Below are 20,792 nucleotides of genomic sequence, written 5' to 3'. Positions count from 1 at the left end.
GTTAAAAGCTTTGGATGCGCTTCTTATGAACGCTTTCACCGAATCGCGCTCATTCTAACCGCGAAATTCTTGTCTAATTCTTTATGTGCTGAAATTGGCTTTAGAATGGCGGCAAAAACAGCTTTCTTGCGGCAACAGGACGTCGCGTGTATCCAGATTCTCAAGGTTCCCGATGGTGATTCGTCGGGGTTTATGCTCATCAACTGATTGCCGCCTGATATTCGACCAAAGGTCGACCAGCAGAGCCGGTTCGCGCCTGGAGAAAACACCATGCCATTGCCCGTCACCCTTTCCGCGCTCGATCTTGGTGCGCTTCTGTGCAGCCGGATCTGTCATGATATCATCTCACCGGTCGGCGCCATCAACAATGGTCTCGAGCTGCTCGAAGAAGGCGGCGCAGATGAGGATGCGATGGCGCTTATCAAATCAAGCGCCCGTAATGCCTCGGCGCGGCTCCAGTTCGCCCGCATCGCATTTGGTGCTGCCGGTTCCGCAGGCGTGCAAATCGATACCGGCGATGCTCAGCACGTCGCGACACAATATTTCGCGAATGAAAAGCCCGAATTGACATGGGAAGGCGCACGCGTTCTCCTGCCTAAGAACAAGGTGAAGCTTCTGCTCAATATGCTTCTGATCGGCAATGCCGCTATCCCGCGTGGTGGTTCGCTGGCTGTACGATTGGAAAATGGCGATACTGATCCGCGTTTCGTCGTCACCGTGAAGGGGCGTATGCTGCGTGTCCCGCCGAAATTCCTTGAACTTCATTCAGGAGCAGAGCCGGAAGAGCCCATCGATGCGCATTCGGTGCAGCCATACTACACGCTGCTGCTTGCGGAAGAAGCAGGTATGACCATCTCTATCCATGCAACGGCAGAAGATATCGTCTTCTCAGCCGAATAAGATCACATCGGCAGATAAACAAAAAAGCGCAGCGTAAGCTGCGCTTTTTTGTTGGTTCAGCAAACATCCTGAAAACTGCGCAACAGCGTTCGGAAAAGATACGCATAAAACAAAGCCCCGCTTGAGCGGGGCCTTATTGAAGAGCAATTCAAACTGCTTATGCGATCTCGCGCAATTCACTGCCATCTGGCTCACGCAGCACATAGCCGCGACCCCAAACGGTTTCGATGTAGCTCTGGCTGCCAGAGACGGCATCGAGCTTCTTGCGCAATTTGCAGATAAACACGTCGATGATTTTGAGCTCAGGCTCGTCCATACCGCCGTAAAGGTGGTTAAGGAACATTTCCTTGGTGAGCGTCGTACCCTTACGAAGCGAAAGAAGCTCAAGCATCTGATATTCTTTGCCGGTCAGGTGAACGCGCTGGCCGCCAACTTCAACGGTTTTCGCGTCGAGGTTAACAATCAGATCGCCAGTGGTGATAACCGACTGGGCATGCCCCTTGGAACGACGAACGATGGCATGAATGCGGGCGATCAGCTCGTCCTTGTGGAACGGCTTCGTCATATAGTCGTCTGCGCCGAAGCCCAGTCCGCGAACCTTGTCCTCAATACCAGCCATGCCGGAAAGAATGAGGATTGGCGTCTTGACCTTTGAAAGGCGCAAGGTACGCAGAACTTCATAACCGGACATATCCGGCAAGTTCAGGTCCAGCAAGATGATGTCATAATCATAAAGCTTGCCGAGATCGATGCCTTCTTCACCCAGATCGGTGGTGTAAACATTGAAGCTCTCGGACTTAAGCATTAGTTCAATGCTTTGTGCGATAGCACTGTCGTCTTCAATCAAAAGGACGCGCATATCTTATCCCCTTTCCGCCGCTGACCAGTTTTCCCTCACGGCAGCTGACGGAACTGTCGTTGCCTGAATATGAAGGTGCCTGCAAATGGTTAACAAAATATGATTCCGGTTGGCAAGCCTAATTCTTAACGTATGAGAAAAAAACCATATCCAACTGAATCATAAGCAATTCTTGTACTCACTCGATACTCATGAATCACATTAAGAAAATGTCTTAAGTGATTCATTTGACTCTAGCTTTCACCTGTTACTCAAAAACCACACCATATTTACCGAGCCTTAATTCCTAATGCGTATGATTAACGTTGCCGGTAAAGGAATGGTTACCAAAAGGGCGAAATCTTAACTTTTTGTTTCGCTTATTGAGGCTGTTCTTAAAATTGGTGGCAGAGCCGAAGCCCTGAAAAGCCAGGCAATGCAACGGATTTCACGGCATAATGCGGGAAAATCGCTCGCATATATGCCTGTTAATAAAGTCGGGGGGAACGCCCCAACATTTAGAAAGCTGGTTGGTGTTCAAGGAGTATTGCGTATGAAGCCACGTGAAAGCCTCGTCAGGCTGAAATTGTTCCAGGTGAAGGAAAAGCGCCGTCAACTGGGTCAACTTGATCTGATGATGGGTGAGTTCGAACGAATGGCCGGAGAACTCGACGCCCAAATTCTGTCGGAAGAAAAGAAGGCAGGCATCACTGACATCAATCATTTCGCCTATCCGACCTTTGCGAAGGCTGCACGTCAGCGTCGCGACAATCTTTTTGGTTCGATTCGCGATCTGATGCAGCAGAAAGAAGCCGCCGAAGCAGAACTGGTTGTCGCCGAGGCGGACCTCGCCAAAGCAGAAGCGCTGGAAGAACGTGACGGCGTCAAGGCACCCCGCGAAATCGTCGAGCGCCCGCTCAACCATCGTCGTGCGATGATTGGCTAATATCAAACCCCTATGAGGCCGACTCATGGAGCTTTGGTTAAGTCCATTTGGGGATTGAACTTTTTCAAGGCGTAATGCGTTAGCATCTTGAGCCGTCTTGGATAAAAGACAGCCGAAATTCATTTGAAAGGCCCGGCTTTCCGAGAGGAGGCCGCGCCTTTTCTATTTTTAAAGCGTTAGCAGATAGTCCTCGAAGCGCTGCCCCTTCTGATGTCGAAACACCCGGCCGGCCGCTTCGACCTTACTGATCCGGTCGAGACGGAAATTTCTGAAATCGTTACGGTTTTCACACCATCCGGTCAAAAGCCAGACGGCATCAAACATGGTTAGTCCAAGCGGCCTCACGCTTCGTTCGGTCGTTTTATCCCGCAAGTCCTTATATTCCAGTTTGACAACCACACGATCACGAACCGCGCGCCGCAAAAATGAGAGATGCAGGTTAGCCTTGCTGTTTTCCTCGGTCATTTTCGATACAGCTCTCAGCGGCAGGGTTTTATAGCGGTCACCTGCTTCGGCCTGCATCGTTGAACTGATTTTCCCCGAGACGCGTTGGGCTGCCGCGCTAAGATCACCATCACCGCGCGCCATAACCAGTCTGACACCAAGCATGATGGCTTCCAGCTCATCCGCATCAAAGTGAAGCGGCGGCAGAAAGTACCCCTTCTCAAGCTGATAGCCCAATCCCGCTTCGCCTCTGACCGGCGCACCCATTGCGGCCAGCGTCGCCATATCCCGGTAAATCGTGCGCGGTGACACTTCCAGCATGGCAGCAAGTGCCTCCGCCGAAACAGGCATGGAAGCGGAACGAAGTCTATCGAGCAGAGAAAAGAGGCGCAGTGTTTTCATGCGCCAAGCCTATAGCACACCCCTGACAAAAACTGTCAGGGGTTTCGTGTATGTGCAACACGCCAAACACACAGGAGTTTTTTTCGTGAACGCACCATACTTCGAAATCGTCACCTACAAGGTCAATGACATAACCAGCGCCGACAAAGAGCGCGCGCGTGCACGTGAACAAATCAGCGCCCTTCCTGGCTTCATCGCCTGGATGCCATTTACCGGCACAACGGATGCAGATGATCGGGTTGATCTTGTTTCGTGGTTAACGCTGGATGATGCGCAGGCCGCAGCAAAACTCGTTGGCACGGCACCTGAATTTGCCGCCTTTAGAGCAACCTTGAAACAGATGGTTTCGATAGGCCATTACAAAGCCATGACGCCGCCGCAGATGGCCTCATCAGGCAACGGCTTAGAGCTCGGGCACTTCCGATTGAAATCGGGTGCAGACGAACAAGCCATGCGAGACGCCTATACAGCGATGGTGAGCAACCACCTTTCGCTTCAAGCGGGTTGGCAAGCACAGCACCTCGTTAAGCTCGCGGATGGAACATTTGTTGATCTGGCCTTCGCCGACAACCAGACCACCGCAAGCGAAATCTGCGCAAACTGGCACGGTAATGCGGACTGCGATGCATTTCTGTCTTTGATCGAACCTGTCAGCATGGAATTCGGAACCATCCTCTGATGGCATCCGCCGCGAGAGTTTCTTCTCGCGGCATATATGCCCCAGGGAAAAACGCGTTTGCATTCTCACCTTTACTGGTTGTAGGGAAAAAGCGCGATGCAAAAACCCGTTCTCCCCGGGCACGAAAAGACCCGCGATAAATATACGGTCAGTCATATCCCAAAGCCAGTCCAATGGGGCTTGCTGCTGATAGCATCTGCCTTTTTCATCTTTATCGGCGAATGGCTGGGGCTGCCGGCTGCGTTTCTTCTCGGCGCGATGCTTGGAGCGATTACGCTGGCGTCACGCGAAAGCGCGATTAAGGTTCACAAGCATTTCTCGCTTCTTGCACAGGCAATTGTCGGTCTTTTGATCGCGCGTGCCATGACGGCTGAATTCTTCAGCAATATGGGACAACATCTGCCGATCATCCTGTTTTCGACAGGCTTTACGCTGCTCGCCAGCACTACAATCGGTTATTCTCTGGCCCGTTTCCGCGTTCTGCCTGGGACAACCGCCGTCTGGGGTGTTTCGCCGGGAGCTGCAACGGCAATCGTGCTTATGGCCGAATCCTTCGGGTCTGATGCACGGCTGATCGCCTTCATGCAATATTTGCGTGTGGTGCTGGTGGCAACGACCGCTTCGCTTGTGGTCATGTTTACCGCCGATATCAAAACGGTTGCTCCCGCCGCCGTAGAGTGGTTTCCTGCAATTCACTGGAACACACTCGGCCCGACACTCGCCTTGATCGTCTGCGGTGCTTATCTCGGCCAAATATCACGCATTCCAACCGGATCAATGCTCGTGCCACTCGCGCTTGGTGCCTTGTTGCAAGATTTGGGCCTGATGGTGATTGATCTGCCGCCATGGTTGCTGGCAGGAAGCTATATCTCCATTGGCTGGCGCATAGGTCTTGGCTTTACGCGCACAATCATTGCACACGCAGCACGCGCCTTCCCTGCAGTGCTTGGGTCAACCCTTGTTCTGATAGCCGTCTGCGGATTGTTCGGCATGGCACTTGGGCATGTGCTGGACCTTGATCCCCTCACCGCTTACCTCGCCACCAGTCCCGGTGGTGCAGACACCGTGGCCATTATTGCAGCATCGAGCAATGTTGACCTGCCGTTTATCATCGCCATGCAAACCAGCCGCTTTTTCATCGTGCTGCTTGCTGGTCCGGCAATTGCCCGTTTCGTTGCTTCCCGCATTGCGAAACGGCAAAGCACTTCCAGCAAAACTGCGTAGCGCCTTTGCGTAGAATAGTGCGAAAAAACCATTAGAGCGGCGTGTGCCCTGTTGGAGACCCAAAGGACACTCCAATAGAAAAACCCGGCTTGCGCCGGGCTTTTCTCAATCCCTGATAAATCAGGCTTATTTGCCGTGGAAACCACGGATCGCACCAATGATCTTGTCCTGATCTTCTTCCGAAAGATAAGGATGCATCGGCAGGCTGAGGATGCGTTCAGGCAGCGCCTCCGAAACAGGCAGGCCGCCCGGTGCGACCGGATAATGCTTGTACGCTGTCTGCAGATGCAGCGGCTTCACATAGTAGATGACCGACGGAACGCCAGATGCCTGAAGATGCGCCTTCAAACCATCACGGTTTTCACTTTCAATCGAATACTGTGCCCAGGCCGAACGGTTGCCAGCAGGCAGACCCGGAACCTTGACCACATCCTTGAGCAACTCATTGTAGCGCTTGGCAATACGGTCGCGCGCTTCCACTTCGTCTTCAAGGATCGCCAACTTTTCCAGCAAAATAGCGGCCTGAATGGTATCGAGACGCGAATTGATGCCAATACGAACATTGTCATACTGCGTTTCGCCCTTGCCGTGGAACAGCACCGAGCGCAGCGTGTCAGCCAGTTCGGCGTCATTGGTGAACATTGCACCACCATCGCCATAGCAGCCGAGCGGCTTGGCAGGATAGAAGCTCGTCGCACCGACATGTCCGAAAGCACCGCACATGACATTGTCGCGCTTGCCGCCAATCGACTGTGCAGCATCTTCGATCACAAACAGGCCTTCGCGATCAGCAACTGCAGTGATGCGGTTGTAATCGGCAGCAAGACCGAACAGATCAACGGGAATGATTGCCTTTGGCTCAAGACGGCCTTCCTTGCGCACAGCTGCAATGGCGGCTTCAAGCTGCTCCACATTCATGTTGTATGTGTCAGCATCGACATCGACGAAAACCGGCTCTGCGCCGACAAGGGCAACAACTTCAGCGGTTGCAGCGAACGTGAACGACGGAACGAAAACCGCATGGCCCGGGCCGATGCCGCGCGCCATCAAAGGCATCTGAAGCGCATCGGTGCCGTTGGCGCAGGCAATCACATGTTCCACGCCCAGATACTCACCCAGCTTCTTTTCAAATTCCGCCACTTCAGGACCGAGAATATAACGGCCTTCCGCAACAACCTTGGAAACGGCGGCATTAAGACGGTCTTCGATACGCGCGCGTTGCGCTCCAAGATCAATGAACTGCATGTTGGCTCCAATTTATCTGGTTTGCTGAGAATGCTCAGCGAATCCACGACAATTCTCTTATTCCTTCACGCCCCGCTCTGCCATGGGTGGAGCGTTCAAAGTTTTGCTATTCCCGTAACACCGCTTGACAGAGTTTTCCGTCAAAGGCGCATTATCTGGAATGATTAACCGATCCTTCGGTCAGAATACGCAATACGTTGATCGCTTCCTGCCCATCGGTGCGCGGGTTTTCGCGCGTTTCGATACAGTGCAGGAAATGCTGCAATTCACGCGTCAGCGGCATCCCTTCTTCGACGGGAATATAAACCGGATCGACCGATTTGAACGCCCACTGATCGTTCTCGCGCCAGACTTCGTGCTTGTAGAATGCAAGCTTGCGATCCCAGGGCTCGGCATCGTCAAAGACCAGCATACCCTTGGTTCCGGTCACACTCAGACGACGCTCGCGATAAGAATTCATTCGGGAAGCGAAGAGATGTCCGCGAATGCCGCTCGGAAATTCGAGATGTACATGCGCAAAATCGCTGATCTTGTCGATGATCGCTGTACCTTCGCCGCGAACTGCCGAGGGTTCTTCGCCGGTGATGGCAAGGATCATCGAAAGGTCGTGGGGGGCGAGATCCCAGAGCGCATCGAACTTGTCATGGAACTTGCCGAAACCGACACGGTGCGAATGTACATAGCGAACATCGCCAATCTCACCGCTTTTCACCATATCGAGCAGCTTTTCAAACGCTGGATGGAAGCGCAGAATGTGCCCGACCATGAAAACGCGACCATTTTCGCGTGCGGCTGCAACCTCTGCTTCCGCGTCAGTAACTTCCAGGGCGATCGGCTTTTCAACCAGAACGTCTTTGCCATTCTTCACGGCTCTGATCGCATATTGCGCATGAAACTGCGCAGGCAGCGCCAAAACGATGCCATCAATATCAGGATGCGAGAAGAGTTCATCGACCGGAATGTTGGGAACACCGAACTCAGAAGCGAATCGTTCCGCGTTCTGTGGATTGGCGTCAGAAACACCCTGAAGCACACCGAGGCTCTTCAAGGTACGAATATGGTTGCCGCCCCAATAGCCACAACCCAAAACCGCAATACGAGGTGCCATAAACTTAAGCCTTTGCTTTCCGCTAGTTACTTATCTACGCAAAACGTGGAAAACAAGACGAAAGCTATGCGAAGAGTGCTTGACAGGGTTTCATTCCCCACATATACCGCCGCCATTCCTTGCAAGAACACAGTTCTGGAAACGCTGGAAACGGCGCTGTAAACTGTTTCACTGCAATGTGTGGCGGAGTAGCTCAGTAGGTTAGAGCAGAGGAATCATAATCCTTGTGTCGGCGGTTCGAATCCGTCCTCCGCTACCAACTTTCCCCTGCGAAATATCGCCGCTATGAGAAAAGTTTAATCTCAATATAGCAATCGCACTATTATAACTCTCAACGAGAGTTCTGAGTTGGTGGTATGATTTATCTAAATTTTGTTTTCCTCATCCTTCATCTGGTGTCTGTTATAACCGGCGTCGCCGCGGGTATTCTCTGGATGCGATCTGCAGGTGTTGACGTACCTGCGATTAAACCATCGAGAAAGCTGCGAAAGCCCGACGGGACAGTATCTGAAGAATGGGTCAATGAGGTCGCAACGAACCTCGATTCGCATCATAAAGGCTGGGTGAAGGCAACGCAGTTCAACAAAGCCGCAGCGACCGCAGCGGCTATTGCTGCCTTGGCACAAGCCGCTGTTTATGTTCTCAACATCGTACAAAATCTGATGTCGCTATAAATAGCCCGCTGATTTGCAGGTTCATCTTCGCAGCAGCGCAACATTGTGGAGCCGAAATGAAAGCACTGATCATATTCATTACGTGGATTTTCGGCCTAGCTTGCGGTCTGTCACTCGCAAGCTGGATGATGGCAAATGAACGCATCGGCGACGCCATCGTGATGCTCTACACGTCGAGCATTTTCGCTGTGGTTGCCTTTATCGCCCTCGTTTATCTGGTTATTCGCCACGAGTGGAAGAATAGATAATCTTAGTTTGGCGTCGCTTTCCTTATCGCTCTCGAAGAGCCTCGCTTGCTCTGTTCAATGGCTTAACCAGATAATCAAAGACCGTCTTGCTTCCAGTGTGAATGTCTACTGTCGCCACCATGCCGGGAACGATCGGAAAGCGTTGCTCGTTCTTGTTTAGAAGCGCGTCTTTTTCGGTCTTAATGAAAACGCGGTAGTAATAGTTCTCAGGCTTGGTCTCGTCTTGGATCGTATCTGCGGAAATGCTGACTACCTTCCCTTCGAGGCCACCGTAGATTGAATAATCATAAGCCGTAATCTTAACAGTCGCACGCTGATCTGGATGAATATATGCAATGTCCCGTGGCGAAATGCGCGTCTCTATCAGCAATTGTTCATCCAGCGGCACAATCACCATCAGTTTACCATTCGGCGGCACAACGCCTCCAATAGTGGCCACTTCAATATTCTTGACGATACCGCGTACCGGTGAGCGTAATGTTAGACGCGTGAGGGCATCGGTACGGCCTCGAATGACAGATGAAAGCGATTCAACTTCCGCATTTGCTTTGGCAAGCTCTTCACGCGCCTGAACAATGTAATCCGACCGAATCTCTGTTTCCTTGAGCTGCAATTCGACAAGCTGCCGCTTCAAACGAATAACTTCAACATTGCTGGCTGCGCCCATTTTCGTCAGCGACTGACTGATGTTCAATTCATCCTGAACCAACTGCTTGGATTCTGTGATCCAAGACAAAGCCTCCATAAGACTTTGTTTGCGTGCTTCGAACAATTGTATTTCTGAGGCCTTAAGCAAGGGAAACCCATCAAGCTCAGGTGAGAACTTCAATTCGGCCTGACTAACTTCTGCACTCAGCCGTGCTGAGCTTGCAAGAGCGGCCCGATATTTTGCTGCGCTCTCCTGCACGCTGGACTCGGTAACCGTCGGATCAAGTTGGGCCAATATCTGCCCCGGCTCTACAACATCGTCCTGACGCACCATGAGACTTGCGACAACACCACCTTCAAGTGATTGAATAACCTGCTCTTGCGATGTCGGCACAACCTTGCCAGTCCCGTTGGAAACTTCGTCCAACAAGGCAAGATAAGACCACACCACAAGAACAATGAAAAAGACGAACACCAGCCTGACAAAACGCTTCTTTTTCTTGAGGCGCTGCCCTTGCTCACTTCCAGTGACCCAGGCACCAAAGTCTCCGCCGATGGCTGACATGCTGTATCTCCCGCATCACGCCTGCTTAGGTGCTTCTACCTTGCTCATGCCGAGCAGGGTTTGCAATCCCCGTTCCTTGCCGTCATCAAGTGCCACCTGACCGTTCTCAATCACGATCATTCGTTGAACCAGCTCAAGCACCCGCATGCGATGCGTTGCGATAACAACAGTGCGACCAGCGCTCCATTTTGCAAACTGCGCTATGAAATGGCGTTCAGTTGCTTCATCCATTGATGAGGTTGGCTCATCAAGCAACACAACGGAAGGATCGCGAATAAGAAGACGCGCCAGCAAAATTGCCTGCTTTTGCCCGCCGGAAAGCCCACCACCGCCTTCCTGCACCACATGCTCCAACCCTTTTTGCAGTCCGCGAACAAAGGCATCCGCGCCCACCATGGCCAATACCCGCTGAATTTCAGCGTCAGAAGCATCAGGCGCACCCATCGTGATGTTGTCGCGCAACGAGCCAAAAAACAGGCGTGAATTTTGCGTCAATAAGCCGATATCTCGCCTCACATCAGCAGGATCGATCTGCGACAAAGCCAAATCATCAAGCAAAACCTCCCCTTCAGAAGGCTCCATCAACCCTGACAGTGCAAGCAATAGAGTTGACTTGCCAGCACCATTGCGCCCCAAAACGGCGATGCGTTCACCGGACGAAATCTTCATATCTTTGACCAGAAGTACGGGGGCTAACTTTTCGTCACCATACCGATAGACTGCGGCCTTCAGCTTATAGGATCCGTCAATTTTTGGGCAATGAATGCGGGTCTCACTTTCCGGGTGATCGACCGGCATTTTCATAAGCTGGTCCAGGCCCTTCTTCGCAATGCGCGCATGTTGTAAGCGACCCATGATTTGCGACAATTGTCCCATGGGTGCCAGCATACGAGAGCCGAGGATCGAAGCGCCCACAAGCGCACCCGTCGTCATGTCACCTTCAATGATTAGCGGCGCACCGACAAAAACTGTAAGCGCATAAACACCCCCCTGTACATTCTGTGTCCATACACTCAGGCTGTTTGTAAGCGAGCGCAGCCTGATCTGCGCTTCACCTGTGACCGCATTAAAATGGTTCCACTGCTGCTGAAAGTGATCTTCAGCTTGTAGCGACTTGATGTCTTCGATGCCTTGCACCGTTTCTACAAGCATTGCATTGCGCAAGGATGCCTCACGCATCGCTTCATTGGCATATTTGCGTAGGCGTCTTTGTAAGAAGAGTCCAGGCAAGATGAGCAGGACGAGCGCACCAAGCGGTATAAAAACCAAGGGCCCGACGAGTAGCCAATAAATGAGCAAAAACAACAGGAAGAACGGCAAGTCGGCCAGCGCTGCTACCGTTGTTGAAGTCAGCAACTCCCGAACCTGATCAATATCGCGCAACTGTGCGATAAACGAACCCGTCGAGGTTGGGCGCGCCTGATTTCTAACTCGCAGCGCGTGTCCAAAAACGACATCAGACATCTGTAGATCTGTTTGCTTACCCAGCACATCGATGATGCCCATACGGGCACGCCGCATCAGAAAATCGAAGAGTATGGCCAGCAGAACACCGCTGAATAATACGTAAAGCGTATTAAATGACTGCGCTGGCACCACTCTATCATAAACCTGCATAGAGAATAAAATCCCTGCCAGGCCGAGTGTGTTAGCAACCAGCGAAGCAATGAGAACATGCCCATAAGAGCCAAGGTCGCGAAATAAAATTCGACGTAGCCAGTTCTCTTCATAAGGCTGGATATAGGCATCTACACGCGCATCAGGCACTGTTTTGGATGGGCGCGCCAGAACGACTTCTTTAGTTTCCGCCAACAGCTCTTGCAGTTGAAAAGGTTGCTCCAGCCCTTTCTCTCCACTGAGCCATACGCTGGCATCTCCATTTTTAGATATCGTACGAACGACGGCAAGCTGGCCGTTACTAAGCGCCAAAATAAACGGCACATGCCATGTCGAAAGGGTAATTTTCTGCGAATCAACTAATCTGATACCCAATCCCATATGTCGCGCCATTGCACGTATGCGCATTGCGTTATCAGTATTCTGATCTGCAGCAGCAGCAAGCTTTGTACCTTGTACCGAAATCGGTATCCGATAATGCTTTGCTATAATGTGCAGGGCCTCAAGCCACTCCTCCCGTTTAAAGTCCTCAGCCGCTTCAAGCGCTTGCTGACCACTTATCAATGCTGCATCAAGTGGCGTTTCTAGGGTTGAATGTGTGTCATTTGGCTTCATTGAGCTGTCCACCTTCCCGTCAGCATTGCTGTATGAAGACCAAAGCTCTGCCGCATCTTGCCTGAGCTATAGAGGCAATTCAGATTGAGCCGACGAATATCGTGAACTGTATTTGCGCTTTGAAAACGTGCTTCATGCAGTTCCTGCTCAGCATTGAGCAAGTCCAGCAAAGTGCGAGTACCCAGCTCAACATATTGCTCGCGATAAAGGTCACGCGTTTTGACCATCATTTCTGCGCGAAGCTCTAACGACCCCATCAAGCGGCTCAAGGTGCCAATTTGGCTTCGCGATTCCAGTAGGTTTCGCTCCATATCGACGCGTGCTGTACTGATTGCCGCTTCCGCAGATTGAAGCCCATAAATGGCTGCACGCTTTCGCGCGCGTGTCTGCCCACCATTATAGAGGCTGGATGACACGTTGACGCCCAAGGAATATTCCGGCTGACGGTCGTTGCTGGTGGTGTTATCGCGCGACGCGTTAAGGTCGTAGCCCGTCGAAGCTTCAAGCGAAACGGTGGGAAAGGCTTCTGCTTTGCTAGCAGCGAGCTGTGCCTTTGCTTCTTCCTTTTCGGCTTTCGCCTGAAGCATAGCGGGCACTTCCTCCCAGTCAGGCACAGCCACATCGCATGACTTGCCAAGCCATGTGGGCACTTCATTCGTTGGGTTTGGCTTGCTGCCACCAATCAAAGCGGCTAGTGCAACTTCCCAGCGATTGAGCTCAGACTGATATTGCCATTGCGTCGCTAAAGCAGATTCGACACGTGCATCCGCCTGCACCTTGTCGGACATGGTACTCGCACCTTTGTCCGTCCTCTCTTTAACAAGCGCTGAAATACGCTTTACGCCTTCAACTTGTTGCTGCGCAACGACCGAAAGTTTGCGATAGCGCTGCACTTCAATAAGGGCGTTCGCGGTATCGCGTGACAGGTTATCGACGGCCAGAAGCAGTCGTGCGTGATAAATTGCTTTCCCTGCCCGCTCGGCATCAACCGAGCTTGCAACTTTTCCAAAGTCATAAAGCAATTGCGATGCACCAACATTAAACTGCGGGCGCCAACCTTCACGGTTATTGCTTTGGTAGCCAGAATTCACTCCAGCATTGAGCTTGGGGTAATATCCAGCCTGCGCTACACGTATTCTCTCATCGGCTTGATAGATTCTGCCTGTCGCTTCTTCCACAACGGGATGCCAATTCACGGCCCGCCGGACCGCGGCTTCCATGGTCAGGGAACCGTGATCCGACGTCTTGGGAGTGACAGAAGCTGTCACATTGACCCTGTCAACAGCAGGCACGGGGGTGGAACCCGCCATCGACAGGGGCCGAGGGGCCTCGGAATTCTTCGTTTGCTTGAGCGTTTTTTCGCCCAAAGCGAGATTGTCAGCAGACATCTGGCACGCAGCCAAAAGGCATGAAGTAATTGATATTGCAGCGAAACGTCTTAAAATCCGGATTTTTCGCATCTATTATCCATTATGACAGGCCAACAAACCGGAATCTGTCCTTTGAACCTTCGCCACCGATTAAGTCAGTGGCGAAGGGTGAAAGCTGACGCATCAGACCGAATGCGTGGTATTGAGGTCATCCTCTTGTAAGAGTGGATCGGGGACAAGATGAGACAATGGATCATCCGAAAGGATCGGATCTGCGGAAGTAGCTGAGCCATTCGTTATCGATGCGGAGACGAAGCTTTCCTCATCAGAGGTTTCGTCTTCGCCAAATGGCAGTGTCACTTCGCCGATTCCATCATCCAAAAGCAGAGCTTCCGTCAGATTATGCTCGGAACTGTCCTGATCATCAGTGTTTGCATCATTCGGATCAGAATGATCTCCCAGTGGTATGACGTCGCTTGCAGCATACTCTGCGCCAGTTGCATCACCGACAACATCTTCAGAGAGGCTCATCCGAGATATCATCAGGCCTTCTTCAAGATTGATCGTCAGCTCTGCTGTAGATTCATGACCGTTTGGCAGCACGATCTTATAAGTGAACGTGTCAGACTCCTCACGATCCGCATAGGCCAGATTAGAGTGCGGCTGATACTTGTACTCACCATTGCTGTAGATAGTCAGATCGCCATAAACGCCTTCAATAATTGTCCCAGCAGCACTGATTGTTACAAAGCCACTCGTACCCTCAACCTGCAACTTAGCAGAAAGAGGCAAATTACCGTCATTTTCAAACAGATTGCCTTCGACACCAGGATTGTTCTGAATGACGTGCAGATCTGTGTAGATAACCTTGACATCTGTTACCGTATTGACCGATCCCGCCAAGCCACTCAGCGTGGTGTGAACGCGATACTGTCCAGCTGGCAGATCGAGGCTGCCAATATCGATGGTCTTAATCGTACCCAGCAAACCGACGGTCATCTGGAAGGATTCAGGCGTACCGACATTCTGCCAGGAACCCCCAACCAGTCGCTGCAGACCAACGGTACCCGTCGCAGCGGCCGCAAGATTGACCGAAACGGTAATGGTACCAAAGGCATCCATATTGCTGCCGATAGTGAATGGGGTACTGTCTCCTTGCCCTCCTCCTAAGAGCGCACTGACGGTTTGCGTATAATTGTGGAAATTATTATTCACCACATTTGTCCAGGCGATACCTGCACCGTTGACATCATCTGTAGCAGCGAAGTCGTAAGTTGCATCTTCTCCAAAGTTGTCGTCATTCCAGACAAGACCTTGACCATCACTGTTAATTCTGATGTTCAATTCAGCTGTCGTACTTGTCTGAGTCAGCGGATCGTATTTCGTGTAGGTAAACTGATCCACCTTGCCGATGTTCGCGAGAGTTGCATTCGGCGTGTAGGTATAGGAACCATCCTGATGGATGATGAGCGTACCGTACAGACCATCAATCGTCGTACCCTGCGCGCCCGCAACAACCGCATGTGGAGTACCACCCACGGAAACATTGGTCACAATATGATCAGCATCCACTGATCCACCGTCATTGGTCAGAATGTTACCCTGAATGGCGGAGACCTGAACACCTGCCGGTTCTTGGTAATTGAGGTCAGTTCCCGATACCTGCAAGTTACCCAGCAAACCAACGCTAACGGTGTTTTGTACCGCTGCAAAAGCTCGATAGGTTCCCTCACCCAAAAGCGCACTGGCTTCTGCACGATTGCCAAGCAATGTAAGCGAGAGCAACGTCGCATCACCACTTCCGTCTACTGAAGACCACGTACCATCTGGCATCAGTTTCTGGATAATGATCGATGTGCCACCGGCCAAATCCAAACCTACAGCTTGCGAATAACTAAGCTGCAAATTCTGCTGGTGTCCCTGAGCAACAGTGAAATCAACCGAGTTAACACTGAGCACACGCAGATCAAGCCCAAGAAGCCCAATGAGAGCCAGATAGGAAGCACCCGGATAACTAACTGGTGTCTCTGTAGGCTGTACGACCACGCCCGCGGTAACATTATCATCAACCGGTATTGTGCTATCTGGATCAATTATCGGCGCAGTTGCAGAACCCGGCTCTGATACATTTTCAGCCGCATCCTCAAGTGTAACAGAAAGCTGCCCACCGTCGCGCTGTGGAGGAACAAGACCAACTTGGAAATTACCATCAGGTCCAACAGTTCCTTCCCCGACAATATTGTCATCAGAGTCCCGGATAACAACTTTGGTATCTGGCTCACCCTTACCATTAATCGTGCCACCATCAGGTGTGACGGTAATATCTGTTGGTGCCAGAGGCGCCAGAGTATCAGGTACCGTGGCTGAGCTTGCCTCGGACTCATTGCCCGCAGCATCCTCGAGCGTGACCAGGACATTCTGTCCGTTGCTGCGTTCAAGAGTGAAGTTGGCAGTACCCTCATCTGAGAGAGCAACAGTACCAATGATCCCACCGATAGAGTTATAGATCGTCGCAGTCGTATTTGGCTCACCAGTTATCGTGAGTGTACGACCATCTTGACCGACAGTGACGCCTGGAGCATCTGGCGATTCCGTATCTGCGTCGGCATCGGCATCGGCGTCAGCATCGGCATCAGCGTCAGCATCCGCATCCGCATCGGCATCAGCGTCAGCATCCGCATCCGCATCCGCATCCGCATCGGCGTCGGCGTCGGCATCTGCGTCAGCGTCAGCATCAGCATCCGCGTCAGCATCGGCGTCGGCATCAGCATCCGCATCCGCATCGGCGTCGGCGTCGGCATCGGCATCAGCATCTGCGTCAGCATCAGCATCAGCATCCGCGTCGGCATCTGCGTCAGCATCTGCATCTGCGTCAGCATCAGCGTCAGCATCCGCATCCGCATCCGCATCCGCATCGGCGTCGGCGTCGGCATCTGCGTCAGCGTCAGCATCAGCATCAGCATCTGCGTCAGCATCAGCATCAGCATCCGCGTCGGCATCTGCGTCAGCATCTGCATCTGCGTCAGCATCAGCGTCGGCATCAGCATCGGCATCTGCGTCAGCATCTGCATCTGCGTCAGCATCAGCGTCGGCATCAGCATCTGCGTCGGCATCCGCATCGGCATCCGCGTCAGCGTCAGCATCGGCGTCAGCATCAGCGTCGGCATCCGCGTCAGCGTCAGCATCAGCATCGGCATCTGCGTCAGCATCTGCATCTGCGTCAGCATCCGCATCCGCATCGGCGTCGGCGTCGGCATCTGCGTCAGCGTCAGCATCAGCATCAGCATCCGCGTCAGCATCGGCGTCGGCATCTGCGTCAGCATCAGCATCGGCATCCGCGTCAGCATCGGCGTCAGCATCAGCGTCGGCATCCGCGTCAGCGTCAGCATCGGCATCAGCATCAGCATCGGCATCAGCATCTGCATCCGCGTCAGCGTCAGCATCAGCATCTGCGTCAGCATCAGCGTCGGCATCAGCGTCGGCGTCGGCGTCGGCATCAGCATCCGCATCTGCGTCAGCATCTGCGTCGGCATCCGCATCGGCATCTGCGTCAGCGTCCGCGTCTGCATCACCATCATCAATAATAGGAGCAGTTATGAGGCCCGGCCCAGATACATTTTCTGCGGCGTCTTCAAGAGTAACAGAAAGCTCTCCACCTTCAGTCTGTGCGGGATTTAATGTAATCTCAAATTCACCATCGTCGCCAACAAGGCCTTCGCCAATGATATTTTCATTGGAATCACGCACTATTACCTTTGCGCCAACCTCGCCCTTACCAGTGAGTGTCGTTCCATCAGAGCTCACACTCAAGTCGATTGGCGCGGCAGGAGCGAGCGTATCAGGCAATTCAACAAGCTGTTCTTCCGACTCGTTACCCGCATCATCCGTCAGCGTGACAGTCACATTCTGACCATCGCTTGGATCAAGCGTAAACGTCGCAGTCCCTTCGTCCGAAATAACAACGCTGCCAAGGACCCCTCCATCCGGGCCACGGATCGTCGCTGTCGAACCCGGCTCGCCCGTGATCGTCAGCGTTAAGCCATCCTCATCAACAGTAACCGTCGCAGCATCCGGTGCAAGCGTATCCGGAACGGCTATAGATGTTTCTACCGACTCGTTACCCGCATCATCCGTCAGCGTGACAGTCACATTCTGACCATCGCTTGGATCAAGCGTAAACGTCGCAGTCCCTTCGTCCGAAATAACAACGCTGCCAAGGACCCCTCCATCCGGGCCACGGATCGTTGCTGTCGAACCCGGCTCGCCCGTGATCGTCAGCGTTAAGCCATCCTCATCAACAGCAACCGTCGCAGCATCCGGTGCAAGCGTATCCGGAACAACTATAGATGTTTCTTCCGACTCGTTACCCGCATCATCCGTCAGCGTGACAGTCACATTCTGACCATCGCTTGGATCAAGCGTAAACGTCGCAGTCCCTTCGTCCGAAATAACAACGCTGCCAAGGACCCCTCCATCCGGGCCACGGATCGTCGCTGTCGAACCCGGCTCGCCCGTGATCGTCAGCGTTAAGCCATCCTCATCAACAGCAACCGTCGCAGCATCCGGTGCAAGCGTATCCGGAACAGCTATAGATGTTTCTACCGACTCGTTACCCGCATCATCCGTCAGCGTGACAGTCACATTCTGACCATCGCTTGGATCAAGCGTAAACGTCGCAGTCCCTTCGTCCGAAATAACAACGCTGCCAAGGACCCCTCCATCCGGGCCACGGATCGTCGCTGTCGAACCCGGCTCGCCCGTGATCGTCAGCGTTAAGCCATCCTCATCAACAGCAACCGTCGCAGCATCCGGTGCAAGCGTATCCGGAACAACTATAGATGTTTCTTCCGACTCGTTACCCGCATCATCCGTCAGCGTGACAGTCACATTCTGACCATCGCTTGGATCAAGCGTAAACGTCGCAGTCCCTTCGTCCGAAATAACAACGCTGCCAAGGACCCCTCCATCCGGGCCACGGATCGTCGCTGTCGAACCCGGCTCGCCCGTGATCGTCAGCGTTCGACCATCTGTTCCAAGCGTCACTTCGGGAGCATCTGGAGCATCCGCATCTGCGTCAGCGTCTGCATCTGCATCGGCATCCGCATCAGCATCCGCATCAGCGTCTGCATCAGCATCTGCATCGGCATCCGCATCTGCGTCAGCGTCTGCATCGGCATCCGCATCAGCGTCTGCATCAGCATCAGCATCCGCATCAGCGTCAGCGTCTGCATCAGCATCAGCATCTGCATCGGCATCCGCATCTGCGTCAGCGTCTGCATCGGCATCCGCATCAGCGTCTGCATCAGCATCTGCATCTGCATCGGCATCCGCATCAGCGTCTGCATCAGCATCGGCATCCGCGTCTGCATCAGCATCAGCATCTGCATCTGCATCGGCATCCGCGTCTGCATCAGTATCATCGTCATGATCCCGGGAAGACGCGCCTATCGCTCCGCCTATCGCGCCCAAGCCAGCCAAACCTAACAAAATCGGCCCCAGATCGCCGCCGCCTGCAAGCTGATCTACACCCTGAATTTCCGAAAAATTAAAATCGGCAAGCCCATCACTATGATGGCCGGCCCATAGCTTACCGTTTCCATCTTCAAAGACGAGATCGCTGTCTTGGCCATTATTATAGTGGGCATAATAGTTAACAATGCGAATTGCTTCGCCATTATGCAGTCTAATGAGGAGATCGTCACCTATTCGTTGATATTCCGAAACAGATTTCGGATCCATGTAAATTTTTACGATGCTTGGAGCAGATAAAACAATATTATTTCCAGATATAGTTCGCGAACTACCACTCGCTTTATTCGTGACAACTGCAACCATGACTCTCTCCTCAATTCGCGAATGAGTTTCGAGGGTCAATGACTATCGATTTCAGGCACTTATGAAATAAGATCAGCTGACATGGTCATTACAAAAGAAAATCATCTAAAAAATTTATACAGAACAGTCCGCAGCAAGAAATATTCATTTCCGCGAAATATGTCAGAAATCTGCATTTCATAATATATGCTGAATCGATCCCCCTCAAAAACGATGACTACCCATCATGAGATTTCTTGATCGGAATTATTTTGTCTATGCTGATATCGACCATCTTAGGCTGATAATTACAAAATTTCTAATAAAGTTATTTTTGAATTATTAAATCCTGCGTTCTTTTTTTCTGAATGACGCTGGACTTGTTCCGATTATACGCCCGAAAAAGCGCGTTAGATGAACCTGATCCGCAAAGCCACACTCGTGCGCAATCTCTGCTATCGACATATGCGTTTCCATCAAGAGGTGACGCGCTCGCTCCACTCTGCGTTTAATAATGTACTGATGAAGGGTGACATTGGTTGCTCGCTTGAACAATCTTGCAAATTGAGCCGCCCCGACGCCCGCAGTTTCAGCTAATCGTTCAATTACAATCCGCCTATGAAGATTTTCATCAATAAAATTGAATGTCCTTTGAAGAACAGGGACCGACAATCCCGCATCCATATTCAGATCTTTAGAAGTGCTCTCGGAGTATTTCGATACAACGCGCGCCACTAAAACACGAACTATATATTGCGCTTCCATACAAGAGAACCTTCCTCCAACATATAGTATATCTATCAATGATTTTATTATATTCTCAATAAAATCATCAAACAAAAAAATAAAATTATCTAGACGCAATATACTACTAGTATAAGAAGAAAACTCTATTATGACATCATTAAATAAATTTTTAGATATATAAATGTTTATGAATTCAACAGGATCTTTAATATTTACTTCAATTGGAGCTCCTGGAGGAAGAATAATTATTGCTCCAGGCTCAAGAACTATTTCCGATAGCTCGCCATCCACCTCCCACCTTGCACGTGACTGTCCCTTAAGAACCATGGAAATAAGCAGCGAATCAACGGAAGAAAATGAGGAACTAAAAGGCTGCACTCTCACGATCGAGGCATATAGGTTCGTCCATCCACTTTCCAAGCTTGTCTTTGTTATTTCAATAGCTTCGATGGAACTTATATTATGAAATGGAACCAAATCTGCTGTAGAATTTGGCATACACACCCCCATATCATGTATACGTTGTATTTATATAATTTAATAATATTTAAAAAAAATCAAATGCATTCGGATACTCTACGAATAGCATCCAAAAGAATTAATCTGAATAAAACCTAATTTAAAGAAACCTATCTATTTAGAAAAATTTAATACGAAATGTAAAAAATATCATTTTAAATATGCACACTTCTATGTCTTAATAGCTGT

At 51.5% G+C, this 20,792-nt stretch carries 15 protein-coding genes and 1 tRNA gene; 7 read left to right on the top strand and 9 right to left on the bottom strand.

The genetic code is table 11. From position 1 onward, the window contains the following. The first annotated feature begins 270 nt into the window (after nucleotides 1-270). Nucleotides 271-900: a histidine phosphotransferase family protein gene (locus H5024_RS04890; protein WP_187544283.1), complete on the top strand. Its 630-nt coding sequence runs from the start codon at nucleotides 271-273 to the stop codon at nucleotides 898-900. A gap of 157 nt (nucleotides 901-1,057) precedes the next feature. Here the strand turns inward: H5024_RS04890 and ctrA are convergent, their stop codons facing one another. After that, complete coding sequence (ctrA, locus tag H5024_RS04885) at nucleotides 1,058-1,759, bottom strand: cell cycle two-component system response regulator CtrA (protein ID WP_187544282.1); 702 nt, start codon at nucleotides 1,757-1,759, stop codon at nucleotides 1,058-1,060. Between the two features lie 532 nt (nucleotides 1,760-2,291). On the opposite strand from ctrA, the gene H5024_RS04880 reads away from it, so the two are divergent. Next, nucleotides 2,292-2,684 (top strand): flagellar export protein FliJ, encoded by a 393-nt coding sequence (locus H5024_RS04880; RefSeq protein ID WP_187544281.1) that lies wholly within the window; start codon nucleotides 2,292-2,294, stop codon nucleotides 2,682-2,684. Between the two features lie 168 nt (nucleotides 2,685-2,852). Here the strand turns inward: H5024_RS04880 and H5024_RS04875 are convergent, their stop codons facing one another. Further along, nucleotides 2,853-3,530 (bottom strand): YafY family protein, encoded by a 678-nt coding sequence (locus tag H5024_RS04875; RefSeq protein WP_187544280.1) that lies wholly within the window; start codon nucleotides 3,528-3,530, stop codon nucleotides 2,853-2,855. 85 nt (nucleotides 3,531-3,615) lie between these two features. On the opposite strand from H5024_RS04875, the gene H5024_RS04870 reads away from it, so the two are divergent. Both H5024_RS04870 and H5024_RS04865 read left to right on the top strand, forming a co-directional pair. Further along, on the top strand, nucleotides 3,616-4,209 hold the full coding sequence (locus H5024_RS04870; protein WP_187544279.1) for a hypothetical protein: 594 nt from the start codon (nucleotides 3,616-3,618) through the stop codon (nucleotides 4,207-4,209). A 96-nt stretch (nucleotides 4,210-4,305) separates the two neighbouring features. Beyond that, nucleotides 4,306-5,433, top strand: a complete 1,128-nt coding sequence (locus tag H5024_RS04865; protein ID WP_187544278.1) for an AbrB family transcriptional regulator — start codon at nucleotides 4,306-4,308, stop codon at nucleotides 5,431-5,433. A gap of 126 nt (nucleotides 5,434-5,559) precedes the next feature. On the opposite strand, the gene H5024_RS04860 is transcribed toward H5024_RS04865, so the two are convergent. Next, nucleotides 5,560-6,678: a DegT/DnrJ/EryC1/StrS aminotransferase family protein gene (locus H5024_RS04860; RefSeq protein WP_187544277.1), complete on the bottom strand. Its 1,119-nt coding sequence runs from the start codon at nucleotides 6,676-6,678 to the stop codon at nucleotides 5,560-5,562. 151 nt (nucleotides 6,679-6,829) lie between these two features. After that, a complete protein-coding gene (locus H5024_RS04855; protein WP_187544276.1) occupies nucleotides 6,830-7,786 on the bottom strand; it encodes a Gfo/Idh/MocA family oxidoreductase in 957 nt (318 codons plus the stop codon). A 182-nt stretch (nucleotides 7,787-7,968) separates the two neighbouring features. Here H5024_RS04855 and H5024_RS04850 point away from each other — a divergent pair. From H5024_RS04850 to H5024_RS04840, 3 genes are all read left to right on the top strand, one after another. After that, a tRNA-Met gene (locus H5024_RS04850) sits at nucleotides 7,969-8,045 on the top strand. A 97-nt stretch (nucleotides 8,046-8,142) separates the two neighbouring features. Next, the gene (locus H5024_RS04845) at nucleotides 8,143-8,460 is read left to right on the top strand and encodes a hypothetical protein (RefSeq protein ID WP_187544275.1); all 318 of its coding nucleotides are present in this window, start codon (nucleotides 8,143-8,145) and stop codon (nucleotides 8,458-8,460) included. Between the two features lie 56 nt (nucleotides 8,461-8,516). Continuing rightward, nucleotides 8,517-8,708, top strand: a complete 192-nt coding sequence (locus H5024_RS04840) for a hypothetical protein (protein ID WP_187544274.1) — start codon at nucleotides 8,517-8,519, stop codon at nucleotides 8,706-8,708. Between the two features lie 22 nt (nucleotides 8,709-8,730). Here the strand turns inward: H5024_RS04840 and H5024_RS04835 are convergent, their stop codons facing one another. The 5 genes from H5024_RS04835 to H5024_RS04790 form a co-directional block, all read right to left on the bottom strand. Beyond that, nucleotides 8,731-9,921: an HlyD family type I secretion periplasmic adaptor subunit gene (locus H5024_RS04835; protein WP_187544273.1), complete on the bottom strand. Its 1,191-nt coding sequence runs from the start codon at nucleotides 9,919-9,921 to the stop codon at nucleotides 8,731-8,733. Between the two features lie 15 nt (nucleotides 9,922-9,936). Beyond that, nucleotides 9,937-12,153 carry a type I secretion system permease/ATPase gene (locus H5024_RS04830; RefSeq protein ID WP_187544272.1) on the bottom strand — a complete coding sequence of 739 codons (2,217 nt, stop codon included), beginning with the start codon at nucleotides 12,151-12,153 and terminating at the stop codon, nucleotides 9,937-9,939. Next, complete coding sequence (locus tag H5024_RS04825) at nucleotides 12,150-13,541, bottom strand: TolC family outer membrane protein (protein WP_187544271.1); 1,392 nt, start codon at nucleotides 13,539-13,541, stop codon at nucleotides 12,150-12,152. Before H5024_RS04825 ends, H5024_RS04830 begins: the two co-directional genes overlap by 4 nt. A 165-nt stretch (nucleotides 13,542-13,706) precedes the next feature. Continuing rightward, entirely contained in the window at nucleotides 13,707-19,358 is a 5,652-nt protein-coding gene (locus H5024_RS21125) for a BapA/Bap/LapF family large adhesin (protein WP_210309593.1), read from the bottom strand. Between the two features lie 321 nt (nucleotides 19,359-19,679). After that, complete coding sequence (locus tag H5024_RS04790) at nucleotides 19,680-20,582, bottom strand: AraC family transcriptional regulator (protein WP_187544270.1); 903 nt, start codon at nucleotides 20,580-20,582, stop codon at nucleotides 19,680-19,682. Nucleotides 20,583-20,792 lie beyond the last annotated feature (210 nt).

The organism is Ochrobactrum sp. Marseille-Q0166 (genome assembly GCF_014397025.1).
Taxonomy (GTDB): Bacteria; Pseudomonadota; Alphaproteobacteria; order Rhizobiales; family Rhizobiaceae; genus Brucella.
This window is presented reverse-complemented; position numbering and strand designations above follow the sequence as displayed.

What these genes read in the sequence shown, in the direction of transcription:
- ctrA (WP_187544282.1), bottom strand. Translation starts at nt 1,759, where the DNA reads ATGCGCGTCCTTTTGATTGAAGACGACAGTGCTATCGCACAAAGCATT.
- H5024_RS04890 (WP_187544283.1), top strand. Translation starts at nt 271, where the DNA reads ATGCCATTGCCCGTCACCCTTTCCGCGCTCGATCTTGGTGCGCTTCTG.
- H5024_RS04855 (WP_187544276.1), bottom strand. Translation starts at nt 7,786, where the DNA reads ATGGCACCTCGTATTGCGGTTTTGGGTTGTGGCTATTGGGGCGGCAAC.
- H5024_RS04835 (WP_187544273.1), bottom strand. Translation starts at nt 9,921, where the DNA reads ATGTCAGCCATCGGCGGAGACTTTGGTGCCTGGGTCACTGGAAGTGAG.
- H5024_RS04830 (WP_187544272.1), bottom strand. Translation starts at nt 12,153, where the DNA reads ATGAAGCCAAATGACACACATTCAACCCTAGAAACGCCACTTGATGCA.
- H5024_RS04825 (WP_187544271.1), bottom strand. Translation starts at nt 13,541, where the DNA reads ATGTCTGCTGACAATCTCGCTTTGGGCGAAAAAACGCTCAAGCAAACG.
- H5024_RS04790 (WP_187544270.1), bottom strand. Translation starts at nt 20,582, where the DNA reads ATGCCAAATTCTACAGCAGATTTGGTTCCATTTCATAATATAAGTTCC.
- H5024_RS04860 (WP_187544277.1), bottom strand. Translation starts at nt 6,678, where the DNA reads ATGCAGTTCATTGATCTTGGAGCGCAACGCGCGCGTATCGAAGACCGT.
- H5024_RS21125 (WP_210309593.1), bottom strand. Translation starts at nt 19,358, where the DNA reads ATGGTTGCAGTTGTCACGAATAAAGCGAGTGGTAGTTCGCGAACTATA.
- H5024_RS04880 (WP_187544281.1), top strand. Translation starts at nt 2,292, where the DNA reads ATGAAGCCACGTGAAAGCCTCGTCAGGCTGAAATTGTTCCAGGTGAAG.
- H5024_RS04875 (WP_187544280.1), bottom strand. Translation starts at nt 3,530, where the DNA reads ATGAAAACACTGCGCCTCTTTTCTCTGCTCGATAGACTTCGTTCCGCT.
- H5024_RS04840 (WP_187544274.1), top strand. Translation starts at nt 8,517, where the DNA reads ATGAAAGCACTGATCATATTCATTACGTGGATTTTCGGCCTAGCTTGC.
- H5024_RS04865 (WP_187544278.1), top strand. Translation starts at nt 4,306, where the DNA reads ATGCAAAAACCCGTTCTCCCCGGGCACGAAAAGACCCGCGATAAATAT.
- H5024_RS04845 (WP_187544275.1), top strand. Translation starts at nt 8,143, where the DNA reads ATGATTTATCTAAATTTTGTTTTCCTCATCCTTCATCTGGTGTCTGTT.